Source organism: Streptomyces sp. NPDC025651 (assembly GCF_055558735.1).
Map to the genome: position 1 here is coordinate 78,990 of NZ_JBVHLZ010000021.1, position 12,492 is coordinate 91,481.

Here is a 12,492-nt window from a genome sequence, read left to right on the forward strand (position 1 = left end):
TGTTCAACGGTTCCACCATGACGGCCTCACGTGGGCCCGGTTCGTGAACGCTCTATGCATCTCGTACGTCTTGGTGCCTGGAGACGGTGACGCCGGGCGTCCTGCCGAAGGTGAGCTGACCGGCGCAGGGACGTGGGGACCGTGCGGCCGAGGTCAGCTCAGTGCAGTTGGCGCATCATGGCGGCGAAGACGGGGGAGTCCGGGAACGGCTGTTGCTCGCCGATCGTCTCGTATCCCCATCGCTCGTACACGGCCTGGACCTTCCCCTCGCCGGCCTTCGGATTGACCAGGAGCGTGACGCGTTGTTCGGTGCGGCCGGTCAGCAGTTCCTCGTGCATGCGGTGGGCCAGGCCGGTGCCGCGCCATGCGGCCCTGAGGACGATCTCGTTCAGCGCGAGCGTGCGGTCGCCGGTCTCGTCGGTGTAGCCGTCGGGCAGTGCCGTGGTCATCGCGGACCACCAGCGTGTGGTGGGGCTGAGAGGGGTGCAGTAGGCGAAGCCGGCTGGCTCGCCGTCCTCGGCGTACCCGACGATGGCCTCCCATCCGGGGGCCGAGCTGTGACTGGACAACCGGGTGTTGAACGCCTCTGCGGTGTAGAAGGTGCCGACGAGCCCGAAGTCTTTTTGCCGGACCTCGACGTGGATGTCCACGAGGGTGTGCCGGATCTCCTCGACGTTGCGGTAGCGGCGCAGCTGGACGGTCACATCGTGCCCCTCTCTCGGGTGTAGCTGGTCCATGCCCGGGTTTCCGCGCTGTTGGGGGCCAGGGTGGTCATGCGAATTGTGAAGCTCTGCAGTAGGAGCCCGGTGCGGCCGTGCCAGGCGTCGTGGGGGATCGCTTGGGCCGAGGCGACGGCGGCCTCCAGGGCGCCTTGTTCCAGCTGTGCGCGAGCCACGTGAACCAGGGCCAGAGCACGGTTGCGGATGAGGTCGGGGCGCAGCAGTGCGAGGTTGCGGTGGCCATGGGCTTCCGCGTCGACCCATGAGCCGAGGGCGTAGTGCGCGATCAGGGCTAGCAGTTCCAGCTCGGCCTGATCGTAGAAGCGCATCCACGGCGGCCGCGGCGCGTTCAGATCGGCTCGCCCGAGGGCGTCTTGAGCATGGTCGATGCTGCGGCGCACCGCTGTGCGGTCGCGCAGGTCGCCGTGGTGGACGGCGGTGCGGGCGTGGGCGAGCGAGGCGTAGAGCGGGTCGCGGCGGTAGATGCTGCTGGAGCGGGCGACGTCGTCGGCGGCCAGGGCGTCGGTGTACTGGCCGCGGTAGCGGTAGAGGGCCCCGGCGTGGCCCCAGACCCGGAACTGGATCGCCGGATCGGCGGAGAGCCCGGCGAGGGTGACGGCCTCCTGCATGTGCTGCTGTGCAGCCTCCAGGCGGCGGCCGTCGATGGCGGCCCACATGGCGGAGCTGGTGAACGCGGAGGCCAGGGAGTAGAGCTGTCCGCGTACCCGGTCGGTGGCCGTGCCGCGTTGCTGGAGAGTGAGGGTTTGGCGGGCGAGCTGAAGGGCGCGGGCCTCGACCTTCTCGGTGCCGCCGTGCCGGTCGTCGGACGCCACGACGGACGCCAGCTTCGCTGTGAGCCGCTGTACGTCGGTCATCCCGACCCGTGAGCTTGGCCTTCTGCTCTGTGGCTGTGGGGTGACTGCGGCCAAGGCCGTTCCGGAGGAGGTGGTGAGGAAGCGGCGGCGGTGCACGGACGGGACCTCCTTGCTGCGAGCGGTGCGCCGTGCGGGCGCGGTGAACCCCAGCTCTGCGGGGGTCTTCCCGGTGACGGCCTGGAGCGCGGTGCGCTGGAGGGTCTGGGGCCAGCGGATGTCGCCCGACCGCCACTTGAAGACGGTCCGTTCCGTGACGAGGCCCTGTCGGCCGGTGAGATCCCCGATGTAGGCGTTGAGGGCATCCACGAGCTCGCGGGTCTTCATCTTGAATTCGGTCATCCACCCGACCAGCGCCTCATTGCGCGTGCGCTCCATGGGCCAACGGTAGAACCGGAGGGCCACCCTCAATCGGTAAAGGAACAGTCAACTCGACAGGGTGCGTGCACGCAGGAAGTTGCCACTCGGTCATGGCCAGCCCGGTTGTCCCGACGGTTACTTACTGCGTACGGCGGCGCGCCCCCGGAGCGCGCCGAGAACACCGGAAGGACCGCTCCGATGCCCACCAAAACCGCATGTGCTCCGGAGCGTGCAGGATCCCCTGCAGCCAACGAGCTTGCGCGGGCAGGCAGTAGTCCTGCCAGCTGCTCGCGGTGGGCCCGGCGTGGTGCGTCAGGACTTCGGGGCGTTGACGGGGAACTCGTAGGCCACTTCCCAGTGGACGTCCGGGACGATGATGTCGGCTGTTTCCACGGCGCGGCCGTCGGTGTCGTAGTAGGTGCGCTCGATGGCGAGGACCAGGTCGCCGAGGCTGATGCTGAGCAGGTTGGCCTGCTCCTGGGTGGCCCGGGCCGGATGCGGGACTTCTACGGCGTGCGCGATGACGATGCCGATCGAGTGCATCCGCTCCACCACGCCTTTGCCTGCGAGCGGCCCCATCTCGGGCAGCACGATCGGCGTCTGGCCGGTGAGGGCCATGGGCTCCCAGCTGACCGAGAGCTGTGCGGGGCGGCTGTCGGCGAGGAACTCGTAGCTGGTACGCACGCACAGGTCGCCGGGCTGGATGCCGAGACGGTGGGCGATGCCCTCCGGCGCGGGCGTGCGGGCCTGCGAGTGGGCCTCCCAGGTGCCGACGCGGCCGAGCTCGGCCATGTCGGCACGGAAGGGGCTGCCGCCGCGGTGCTCGCGGTGGCGGGAGCGGACCATGCGGCGCCGCTCGCGCGGCTGGGCGACGTAGGTCCCGGATCCGGCGCGCCCTTCCAGGAGCCCTTCGATGATCAGGCGTTCCACCGCTTTCTGCAGGACGTTGGTGCCGACCTTGTAGTGCTGGGCGAGCTGGGCTCGGGAGGGCAGGCGGTCGCCGCTCGCCCATTCGCCGTTGGCGAGTCGGCGGCGCAGGTCGTCGGCGACTTGCTGGTGCGGCGGTGGCTCGTCGATGCCCATGCGCGGACTCCGTACTGGTCGGCGGAGGGATTACCTGTTTCGGTTGACAAGCTAATGCATCAGGTTCAATCTAATGCATTAGAAATACGTTACGTGATGCGACGTGTGTGGGGGAGAACTGTGCGCTCGCCGAAGGCCACGACCACCGCGATCGCCGCAATGTTCACCGCCCGGTTCGGCACGGCCCCGAGCAGGAACGAGACAGCCGAGCGAACCCGCATTGAAGCCGAAGTGCCCGCCGCGCTCAGCGAATCCGACCGGATCGAGATCCTCCGGTTCCTCATGGAACACGCCAACCGCTTCGGGCACAGCGTCGACAAGGCCGGGACCTCGCTCATCTGGGCCGAAGTCGACCAGCGACGTGAACCGTGACGTCCCCACCCCCGTGCTCTGGAGCTGAGGGCTATGCCTGATATCCCCACCGCACCCGCCGGGGCCGACCCCGAGATCGTCGGTACGGTCTCGGGCGAGGCCCGTGTGGTGCTCTACGCCAGCAACACCGACTCGCGGACTGCGACGCGAACACTGAGACTCCTCCACGACTTCGCCGTTGCCGCGCCGCGCCGGTGGGCGGTCGTGCAGGAGCTGTACGACCGCGCGCCGCTCGACACGCCGCGCCGCTGCCGTACCGGCTGGCTGACAGCTGAGAGCCTCCTGGCCGACGCGCTCATCGTGCGCACGGAGCAGGAGATCGCCTGGCATGCCGGCGACCGCATCGCACTGGGGGTCTGGCTGCTCGGGATCCCCACATTCGCCGTATACCTCCAGGCCGCAGCCACTGCGCACGCCGCACCCGGCACCGTGGAGGCGATCGTATGACTGCGCACTCGTCAAGCCCCAAGGCCCGCGCGGCCGCCGAAGCCGCACCGAGCGGTTGCGACGGGCAACGGACGTCTGGCCAGGCATCCCGCAGCAGCGATGAGTGCTGGGCCCCGGGGCGTCTCCCGCCGGAGCACCTGCGGGCGGCGTGGGCTGCCGGTCAGTGCGGCCCGGTCCGCATCACGGGTGCCGATGTCGTCCGCATCGTGACTCCCCTGGCCACGGTCGCCCTGCAGATCCTGGCCCATCGGGGCAGCTCCCTCGGCCTGGCCCTGGCCACCCGGGCGCGCGGAGCGGTGGAGTTCGTCGTCCCCATCGGCACTGCCGCCAGCTGGCCTCTGCTGCCGGGCACCCGGCCCGTAGCGGACGCGGTCCTCACGTGCCCCGCCCCGGAAGTGGTCACCTGCGGTGCCGGTCCCGGCTCCGGAGGCCGGGCCTGGATCTGTCCGCCCATCCAGGGATTCCCCGTCCTCACCGACCCGGACGACCTCGTCGAAGCCGTCGCCGTCGCGCTCGCCCGGTCCCGACGCCCCGACCTCACCGGCCCGCACGGCACCATCAGCTCTTCAGGAGGCCCTGCATGACCAGCCGAGTCCTGCCGAAGGGCACGTCGGTGTTCCAGGCCAACTGGACCCTGCCAGGGATGTCGAACACCGTCCGCGCGGCCCGCACGAACGTCTACCAAGCCCTGCGAGACCAGGAAGTCCCCCAGGAGATCGCCGAAAACCTCCGCATCATCGCCAGCGAGCTCACCTCCAACGCGGTGCAGCACACCAGCAGCAAGCTGCTCTTCGTGTGGGCGGAGATCACCGTCGTCGAGGCCGTGGTGGGTGTGCTCGACCGCGGCCCGCGACCGCGTACGCCGCTGGAAGCCCGCCTCGCCTCCCTCGCGCTCACGTCCGCTGACCGCGAGTTCGGGCGCGGTCTTGTTCTCGTCGACGGCCTCGCCACGCGATGGGCGAGCCGGCCCGTGGGCCGGGGCACTGCAGTCGAGGCCGCCATCCGGCTTCCGCTGGACTACCAGCAGCAGCTCAGTACCCGGGACCCCGCCCTCTACCGCCTGCCGGCCCAGGGCCTGATCGCGCCGTCCGCCGTCAGCCAGGAGATGGATCCCCTCTGATGCTCGAACTGTCCCTGATCCCGGCCATCACGGAGTACCCCGCGTACGCCCCGATGCTCGAAGAGGCCTTCCACCAGGCGGCTCCGCTCGTCGAGGACGTCACAGGACTGTCCCTTCCCGCGAAGGCGACCGTGCGCCTCGAGTCCCAGCCCGCGTTCGTCTTCGCGGTCATCGCCGAGCAGCGCCGCGTGCTGACCAACGATCTGACATGGTTTCGCCCCGGCGAGGACGAGCAGCGCGAGTTGTGGAGCTGCCTGGCCCAGCGGGAAGCCGACCTCGCCGACCGCGAGTGGCAGCGCCATGCGTCCCGGACGATCGTGACCGACGACGGCAGTCCTCAGGTCTTGGTCATGCCCGCCTCGCTGCACCGCCAGGGCATGGTCCAGGAGGACCTCGTCATGCTCGCGGCCCACGAACTCTCCTACCTCGCACGGCACCACGCCAGTGACGGCCTGTTCAGCCACGCGTGCACGACCGCCTTCCCCTGGTCCACCTACGGCCTGGACGGACACGGATACGTGGCCTTCGCGGAAGCGGGCCATTCCTGGTGGTGCGCGCGGGAGGTGATGGCCCGGGTGCGGCCCGAGACCATCGCCGCCCGCACCTGGTCCGGCAGTCTCTGCGAGCAGTACCGGCGCAGCGCCGAGGAGGTCCGCAGCGGCCCTCTGGGGGAGCCGCTGCGGACCGAGCTGATTGCGGCCGACAGCCCGCACTACGAACTGCCCCGTGTGCTTTGCGACTTGGGCACCAAGTGGGTGGCCGCGGTGGTCGCCGAGGGCGGCCTTGACCACCTGAACCGCATGTGGACGCAGCTAGAGCTACTGCCCTCACTGCAGGAGGCCCGAGACGCCCAGGCCTGGCTGGAGCGCGTTGCCGCCTGCTGACGGGGGGCGTTTGCCCCGGAGCGCACCAGGGGCACAGCGATGCGGCAACAGCCCTGAGGCGCCCGGCGCAGCGCCACCTTGAGACCCCGCTGGTCCGTGCCCCCCGTCGCGGATCAGCGGATCACCGGGCCCTGAGTCCCTGGACCGCTTGCGGTCCAGGGACTCAGGGCCCTACTCACCTCAACCGTCCCAAGGAGGGTGGTGCCTATGGGCACCACCCTCGCCCGGCCGGGCAACCCGCACGCCCCGTGAGCTGCGGCCGTCAGATCTGGAGACGCTGCGATCCCGCGCGTTCGGCGCCGCATCCCTGCAGACCAAAGGACTTCCGCTGGCAGAAGAGCGATGACGCGGCGGGGGAGCGGGTGCCGGGGCGCGGGCCGGGCGGTGCCGCCGTGCACCGTGGTGCGCCGAAGCCGTCCGGAGAGCAGCAGCGCGTCGATGAGCGCGCGGTGGTGCGGGAGTGCGCGTATGGCTGGATCTCGCGCCGGACCCGTGCGGGTGACGGATGCATATATGCGACCCATTGCGTCGCACTGTGACCGAACCGAGCCAACTTCCGATCAGAGTCGCAAAAGCGAACGAGAGACAACCGCAAGTGTCCCATTAACGGACTGTAGTGATGGAGTCTCGTCTGCGTGAACGGTACGTTCGGCCCACACGAGCAGCCCCGGCCCGGACGGCACATCTGAACCAGGGCTGACTCGCCAACTGTTCGGATCTACTGATCTAGGAGGGCGTCATGCCTCCCGACCACGCTCCAGGCCGACCGGCGCGTACCGTCCGGCTGGGGGGACCCGAAAGTAACATCCCTCATCCAGCCCGGGGTAAACCCACCGAGCAGCGTGACCAACAGGTCAACATGCAGGTCGGCGGGTTCCTTGCGGTGCTCTTCGCGGGCTTCGTGCTCGTCTTCCGCCCCGAGGCGGGTGAACTCGCGCTCGCCGCGCTGCCGTTCCTCGTCCTCGCCCTGCGCCACTCCTACGTGCGCTACCGGCGCATTTCCGCCACCTGACCCGCCTGCGGGCGCCGGGCCGCCGCCGACCGCGGTCCGGCGCCCGCAGGCGGCACCGCCCGGCCCTTGTCCGGCGGTCAGGAAAGGCCCGGAGAACGATCTCCCGCGCCTTGCGGAACCCCCCAATTCCACCTGTGATTCCCGGTAGCACACCCCCGAAAGGGACTAGACACCATGACCCCGAAGGACCAGGCACCCGAGTGCGCCAACCCGGCCTGCACCAACCCGGTCCCGCAGACCGACAAGCCCCGCCCCGGACGGCCGCCGCGGTACTGCTCCGAGGCGTGCGGCCGCGCCTACCGCAAGCTGTGCGGCCTGCAGGGCGAGAGCGACCACGACGCCTACGCCGAACAGGTCGCCGACGACTGCGTACACCACCTGCAGAACGTCAAGGATCTCATCGCCGCCCACCAGCCGCTGGACGCGCTCGCGCAGATCGCCCGGTTCGAACGCGAGGTACAGGATCTGACCGCCGCAGCCGTGGCCCAGGCCCGCGGGCACAAGAAGAAGGCCCTGGACATCGGACGCGCCCTGAACACCGGCACCGACAACATCAGCCGCAACTGGTCCGCGGAGACCTGCGCCCGCCGCCGCCAGCTGCGTACCCAGCGCCGCCAGCCGCCTGCGGCCGCCGTCCCGCCGGAGCGGGCCATTCCCCGCCAACGCCCCCCGCACCGGACCGCAGCCCCCGGGCCAAAGGACGAGACCACCGACGTCACCGATCCCGGGCTCCCTGCCCGGGACCTGGAACACCCCGGACAGCTGCTGGCGCGGGCGCTGTCCCAACTGCAGCGCACCAGCGGCAAAACACTGCGCGCGCTCGGCAAGGAAGCCGGCGTCTCCGGCTCCTACATCAGCCGCCTGCTGAGCGGCGACCGCCTGCCCTCCTGGCGGATCACCCGCGTGATCGCCACGGCCTGCGGCGCCGACCCGGCCGACCTCCGCCCGCTGTGGAACGACGCCCGCGGCCTGCACCCCGCCGAGCCGACGAACCTGGTTGCGGCGCTGCGCGGACTGCTGCTGGCCGACGCCAACCCCAGCGCCGGCCAGCTCAGTTCACGCCTGAACCACACCCTGTCCACCGAGGAGATCAACACGATCCTGGAGGGCACCCACGTACCCGAGTGGGAGACGGTGGGCCGCCTGGTCAGCGCGCTGCACGGCCGCCCCGAGACCATCCGCCCGCTGTGGGCGGTCGCCAGCCCCGCTCCGCACTCCACCACCGACACCTTCGCGAGTCCGCTGCCCGCCGGAGCATTCGGATGACCACCACCATCCAGGCCTCCGTGCCCGGCCCGGCCGCACCCCTGCGGCCGGGCCGGCTCCCCGCCCAACGCTCCGCGCACCGCTGCCGTCCGGCCGACGCGATAACCGCCGCAGGCACCCCGCTCACCCTCCCGCCCGCCTTCGAGGCGTTCTGCACCCTGCACCGCGACTGCTACCTCGGCTACGCCCACGCCCACCTGACGCTCCATGCCGCACAGCACGCCGTCGCCGCCGTCTTCGGGCACCTCGTCACGCACTGGCCCTACGTCGTCAGTCGCCCCAACCCGGCCGCCTACGCCTGGCAGCAGCTGGTCACCCACAGCGGCAGCCGCACCCACCCACTGCCGCTGACCGCCAACTCGCCGCTGCAGTACGACGTGGCCGTCCTCCACTACGGCCTGGGCCACCCGCTCACCGCCGTGGCCGCCGCCACCGGCACCGACACCGCCACTCTCACCTACCTCGTGCGCACCTGGCGAGAACCGTGTCGGTCTTGAACGGGGGTACTCCTTGCTGCCGGTGTCGACGAGATAGCGCAGGGCATCGACGATCTCGCGCCGCAGGTGCGCTTCGGGACGGCCGCCGCGCGGGGTCTGGCAGGCCGGCCCCGGAAACAAGGGCTCGATCAACGACCATTCGAGTTCACGGGGCGGTCGTGGCGACCACGGACCCGCAGCGGTGGCAGGGCCAGCCCGTCCGGGTCCTCGACCTCGCCCCCTGACCGCCCCGGCCAGCGAGGTCAGGCGAAGGCTGCGCGGTTCATCGCGGCGACGGTCTCCCGGCGGCGGGCGTCGAGAGTGCGGCCCCACTTCGTGTTGGAGTAGTACACGAGCCCTCCGGTGGTGGGCTCCCGGAAGTTGATGCTGCATCCCACGTCGGCGTGGGTGTGGTCGCACAGGCAGGTGCAGCTCTTCTGCTCTACTGCCCAGCGCAGTCCGGTGGGGCCATCACCGAGAAGCCGGATGAGGTCGGGGCAGGGCGGGCCGTCGGTCGTCTCCAGCCGGAAGCCGCCGCTGGTGCTCCACGCGGCGGTGCCGTTGACCGGGCCAGGACCGGCGGTCGCACGGATGCGGCGCAGCAGGGGAGAGAACAGCGAGGCCGGTTCGAAGGGAGAGGCCACGGCTGCGGCATGGGCGGCCCGTTCCGCCGGTGTCCAATCCGGTTCGGCCTGGAGCAGGTCGTAGTAGTCGGTGGCAAACCGGTCGGTGATGCGTTCCCACAAGCGGGGATTGAAACCGGTCAGGACGATGCGGGCCGACGTGCCGGGGCGGTGCAGGCAGATGCTGCCGCCTTCGCGCCGGTAGCGCAGCCCGGGCACGCCGGTCACACCGTCGCGGGGATGGCTGGGGCCGTCGGTGTTGAGACGGGGGAGGAGGAAGTCCGCCAAGTGGTGGATGACGTACGGCTCGTTGAGGAGCCGAAGGGTGAGCTGGTCCTCCTCGGGGCGCACCTGGACGATACTCAGTGGATGTGGTGAGAGGCCGCCGACCCTGCAGCTGGCAAGGAAGAACGCGGTCTCCAGCTGAGCCTGTTCCGGGTGACGGGCTGCGGGGATGGTCAGCGGCTGGCCAGTCTCGGTGAGCAGTGCGTGGAGCGCTTGGTGGGACTCACCGGTGCTACGGCGGCGGTCTTCGGTCAGGGCCAGGGCAGCCTGAGGCATCGTGGTCGATCCCGCGCCGGACCGGCCCCCGGCGGTGGGCGCTGCGGTGAGGTCGTGTCGGTGGGCGTCGGTTCAGGTGGTGATGCTTCTGGCCGGTCCTTCGGTGAGGAGCTGCGGGGGCCTCTCCGTCACGCGGCCGGGCGTTCACAAGCCCAGACATATCCAAGTTCGCGGTGAAGCGGCGGCGCAAGACGCCACCACTGGCGGTGACTCCATCGGATGAGAAGGCGATCGCGCAGGCTGCGGCCCTGCGAGGCTCTCGGGCGGTTTCTGGTGCGGCGCCATAGGGCGCATCCCGCGTGTGTGGCGCATCGCGGATCGCCGGTGCCGAGGGCAGGCCCGGGACATGGCACAGATCCGGCAGTCCTTGACCAGCCCGCACTAGTTGCCCATCAGAAGCTGTGTCACATCCGGTGATCTGCGGCACTCGGTGCCTAGATGGCCGGGGCCGAGTGGGTGGCTAAGCTCGGATCGTGACGACAGCAGAGACCGTCCTGTGGGACGTCCGGGTAAAGCGCGGCAAGGTATGGGTCACCGTGGCGGACGGGAAAGACCAGACCACCGACGGAACCGTCCTGGCGCTGGGGGCACTGGCCGCCCACCTGATGACGGTGGACCACGACAACGACCTGGATGAACGACGCGTGCTGGTGAAGTCACCTGACGGACTCGCCACCCGTGTCCGCGCAGAGCTCACGGAAGACGACCTGGTGCAGTACCTGCGCCAGCACGGCTACTACCCCCGCAGAGAAGAAGCCCCGCTGTCCGCCTTCTTCCCCAAGGCCGTTCTCGACGCCCTGCCCCTATACCTTCGGTCCGAACTGGAACGCGTCGGACCGCCCCGGCGGCAGTACGCCCCCGGAGAACTCGCGTAACTACGAGTCTCCCGGGCCAGCCCGGCGGGACATGATCCGCGCCTCCGAGATCAGCGCAGGGTGGTAGGGGCCAGCCGGATCGTCTGTGGCTTCTGCGTCCGCAGGCGTATGGGTGTGGGTTTGCCGGCCGTTTTCACCGGTTCGACGGGGTGCGGTGACGAACGGGGTGGGCGGGAAGGCCGGGTGAGGCGGCGGACCATGAGGGTGATGAACGTCCAGGTGATGTGGGCCTCGCTATGGGAGATGAGCCGCTCGTAGTTCTGGACGACCCACTCACCGACTGCACGGAGCAAGCCCGTGAACGCTATGCCGTCGAGCAGCAAGAAGAGGCCGAGCGGCGACTTGAGAGAGCCCAAGAGGCCATGCAGCAGCGTCTCGACGCGGCGCGGAGGCAGCTTTGGATCTCCGACCCGCACCACGCAGCGCGGGCCCTGACGCACCCATGCCCCAAGTGCCAGGCCGAACACTCACAGCCGTGCCTGCGACGGCGCGGCTGGTCCCGGGTGGACTACCACCACGAACGGGTTGACGCCGCCATGGCGGAGGACAGCGCGATCACGGTCAACGCAGGTGCCGCCCTCGGGACGTGAAGCCGTCAACATCACCGGTGTTTCATCCCCTCGTGCTGTCGACCGCCACCGCTGAGCAGGCGCCTGTGGACCGGCCACCGTCCAGCAGAACCAGGTGGAATGTAACTCTGGCCTCTCGGGCAACGCCTCCAGGAGGGTCAGATGTCGTCCGAGGCATCCTCGGCGTGGAGTCGGGCATCGAGGTCACTGGACCAGGCCAGGGCCCAGGTACGCAAAGCCTCCACTTCGTCGGGGCCCAGTCCGTAATCGGTAAAGTCCTCGTCGTCCCACCACTCGGCGCCGCTGAGACGGTCCCGGAGATCGTGGAGGCTGAACTCGGTGCGGGCGTGGCGGCGGCCGAGCATCTCGAGCTCGATGGTGGGGCGGTGGCGGGAGGCGGCGTGGACGTCGATCAGGTCGCGGACCGCGCCGCGGTCGGCCAAGGCACGGACTTTGGTGCCGATGACGTCGTCAAGAGCAAGGACCGGGCCGTGCTCGGTGGCGGTGGGCGGGGCCCAGAACGCTTCCTTGAGTACGTCGACCTCGCATTCCTCGCCGGTGCTGGAATCGGTGACGATGAGCCGGCCGGAGAGCGGGTCGGTCTCGATCTGCTGCACGGCCCATCCTCGCCGCGTGAGTCCGTCGCTGAGTGCGCGGATGATCTCGTCCATCGGGGCGGGGTTCTCGGTCGCCACATCGAGGTCCTGGCTGAGGCGGTCGACCAGGCCGTGGGCCTGGACGGCGTAGCCGCCGGTGATGACCAGGGGGTAGGGCGTGCCGATGGTGAGAACGTCGGCCAGGAGCCGGCGGTGCAGGTCGCTCAGGTTCATGCAGCGGTCGTCCGGGCGGTGGCCAGCGCCGGGAAGGCGTCTTCCCATACATCGCGGATGTGCCTGCTGATCAGAGTTCGCAGTACGGGCCACTGCCCGATGAGCAGGTCGCGGTTGAGGAAACCGGTCACGTCCTGGCGCTGCCCCTCGGCCAGGACAGTGCGGTACAGGCCCATCCGGGACCGGGGACGGTCCACATCGAAGGACCGACGCCCTGACCAGACCACGTGCAGCGGCAGGTCGACCGTGCCGTGTGCGGGGCCCGCCAGATCCTCCAGGCGCGCGGGCAGACGCTTCGCGTACCGGGCGCGCAGCACCTCGGCCGCGTTCGGGACAGGAGTGGTGGGGGACAAGGCCATGCGTCGATTATCACCTGCTCTTCCCGCAGTGGTCACGCAGACTGGGTGCCTTCATCGGCCGCAG

General features: G+C 70.0%; 17 protein-coding genes. 10 read left to right on the forward strand and 7 right to left on the reverse strand.

Translation table 11 applies throughout. The annotated features are described in order from the left end of the window. Positions 1-158: 158 nt before the first annotated feature. The 3 genes from ACZ4D5_RS41955 to ACZ4D5_RS41965 form a co-directional block, all read right to left on the reverse strand. Positions 159-704 carry a GNAT family N-acetyltransferase gene (locus ACZ4D5_RS41955; protein WP_467777794.1) on the reverse strand — a complete coding sequence of 182 codons (546 nt, stop codon included), beginning with the start codon at positions 702-704 and terminating at the stop codon, positions 159-161. Continuing rightward, on the reverse strand, positions 701-1,969 hold the full coding sequence (locus tag ACZ4D5_RS41960) for a Tat pathway signal protein (protein ID WP_467777795.1): 1,269 nt from the start codon (positions 1,967-1,969) through the stop codon (positions 701-703). The genes ACZ4D5_RS41955 and ACZ4D5_RS41960 overlap by 4 nt, the downstream gene beginning before the upstream one ends. A gap of 294 nt (positions 1,970-2,263) precedes the next feature. Then, a complete protein-coding gene (locus tag ACZ4D5_RS41965; protein WP_467777796.1) occupies positions 2,264-3,034 on the reverse strand; it encodes a GntR family transcriptional regulator in 771 nt (256 codons plus the stop codon). 120 nt (positions 3,035-3,154) lie between these two features. On the opposite strand from ACZ4D5_RS41965, the gene ACZ4D5_RS41970 reads away from it, so the two are divergent. The 8 genes from ACZ4D5_RS41970 to ACZ4D5_RS42005 all read left to right on the forward strand — a co-directional run bounded on the left by ACZ4D5_RS41970 (position 3,155) and on the right by ACZ4D5_RS42005 (position 8,632). Beyond that, positions 3,155-3,406 (forward strand): hypothetical protein, encoded by a 252-nt coding sequence (locus ACZ4D5_RS41970; protein ID WP_467777797.1) that lies wholly within the window; start codon positions 3,155-3,157, stop codon positions 3,404-3,406. A gap of 33 nt (positions 3,407-3,439) precedes the next feature. Continuing rightward, positions 3,440-3,853 carry a hypothetical protein gene (locus ACZ4D5_RS41975; protein ID WP_467777798.1) on the forward strand — a complete coding sequence of 138 codons (414 nt, stop codon included), beginning with the start codon at positions 3,440-3,442 and terminating at the stop codon, positions 3,851-3,853. A gap of 206 nt (positions 3,854-4,059) precedes the next feature. Next, entirely contained in the window at positions 4,060-4,437 is a 378-nt protein-coding gene (locus tag ACZ4D5_RS41980) for a hypothetical protein (RefSeq protein WP_467777799.1), read from the forward strand. Beyond that, a complete protein-coding gene (locus ACZ4D5_RS41985; protein ID WP_467777800.1) occupies positions 4,434-4,973 on the forward strand; it encodes an ATP-binding protein in 540 nt (179 codons plus the stop codon). Before ACZ4D5_RS41980 ends, ACZ4D5_RS41985 begins: the two co-directional genes overlap by 4 nt. Further along, entirely contained in the window at positions 4,973-5,857 is an 885-nt protein-coding gene (locus ACZ4D5_RS41990) for a hypothetical protein (RefSeq protein WP_467777801.1), read from the forward strand. Before ACZ4D5_RS41985 ends, ACZ4D5_RS41990 begins: the two co-directional genes overlap by 1 nt. Before the next feature lie 859 nt (positions 5,858-6,716). Next, positions 6,717-6,869: a hypothetical protein gene (locus tag ACZ4D5_RS41995; protein WP_467777802.1), complete on the forward strand. Its 153-nt coding sequence runs from the start codon at positions 6,717-6,719 to the stop codon at positions 6,867-6,869. A gap of 174 nt (positions 6,870-7,043) precedes the next feature. Continuing rightward, positions 7,044-8,135 (forward strand): helix-turn-helix domain-containing protein, encoded by a 1,092-nt coding sequence (locus tag ACZ4D5_RS42000; protein ID WP_467777803.1) that lies wholly within the window; start codon positions 7,044-7,046, stop codon positions 8,133-8,135. Beyond that, the gene (locus ACZ4D5_RS42005; RefSeq protein WP_467777804.1) at positions 8,132-8,632 is read left to right on the forward strand and encodes a hypothetical protein; all 501 of its coding nucleotides are present in this window, start codon (positions 8,132-8,134) and stop codon (positions 8,630-8,632) included. The genes ACZ4D5_RS42000 and ACZ4D5_RS42005 overlap by 4 nt, the downstream gene beginning before the upstream one ends. Before the next feature lie 242 nt (positions 8,633-8,874). Here ACZ4D5_RS42005 and ACZ4D5_RS42010 read toward each other — a convergent pair whose 3' ends face one another. After that, positions 8,875-9,795 (reverse strand): hypothetical protein, encoded by a 921-nt coding sequence (locus ACZ4D5_RS42010; protein ID WP_467777805.1) that lies wholly within the window; start codon positions 9,793-9,795, stop codon positions 8,875-8,877. 473 nt (positions 9,796-10,268) lie between these two features. On the opposite strand from ACZ4D5_RS42010, the gene ACZ4D5_RS42015 reads away from it, so the two are divergent. Beyond that, the gene (locus ACZ4D5_RS42015; protein ID WP_467777806.1) at positions 10,269-10,670 is read left to right on the forward strand and encodes a hypothetical protein; all 402 of its coding nucleotides are present in this window, start codon (positions 10,269-10,271) and stop codon (positions 10,668-10,670) included. A gap of 50 nt (positions 10,671-10,720) precedes the next feature. On the opposite strand, the gene ACZ4D5_RS42020 is transcribed toward ACZ4D5_RS42015, so the two are convergent. Continuing rightward, positions 10,721-11,137, reverse strand: a complete 417-nt coding sequence (locus ACZ4D5_RS42020; RefSeq protein WP_467777849.1) for a hypothetical protein — start codon at positions 11,135-11,137, stop codon at positions 10,721-10,723. On the opposite strand from ACZ4D5_RS42020, the gene ACZ4D5_RS42025 reads away from it, so the two are divergent. After that, complete coding sequence (locus tag ACZ4D5_RS42025; RefSeq protein WP_467777848.1) at positions 11,033-11,260, forward strand: zinc finger domain-containing protein; 228 nt, start codon at positions 11,033-11,035, stop codon at positions 11,258-11,260. The genes ACZ4D5_RS42020 and ACZ4D5_RS42025 overlap by 105 nt on opposite strands. 137 nt (positions 11,261-11,397) lie before the next feature. Here ACZ4D5_RS42025 and ACZ4D5_RS42030 read toward each other — a convergent pair whose 3' ends face one another. Both ACZ4D5_RS42030 and ACZ4D5_RS42035 read right to left on the reverse strand, forming a co-directional pair. Then, a complete protein-coding gene (locus ACZ4D5_RS42030; protein ID WP_467777807.1) occupies positions 11,398-12,069 on the reverse strand; it encodes a nucleotidyl transferase AbiEii/AbiGii toxin family protein in 672 nt (223 codons plus the stop codon). Continuing rightward, complete coding sequence (locus tag ACZ4D5_RS42035) at positions 12,066-12,428, reverse strand: hypothetical protein (protein ID WP_467777808.1); 363 nt, start codon at positions 12,426-12,428, stop codon at positions 12,066-12,068. Before ACZ4D5_RS42035 ends, ACZ4D5_RS42030 begins: the two co-directional genes overlap by 4 nt. Positions 12,429-12,492 lie beyond the last annotated feature (64 nt).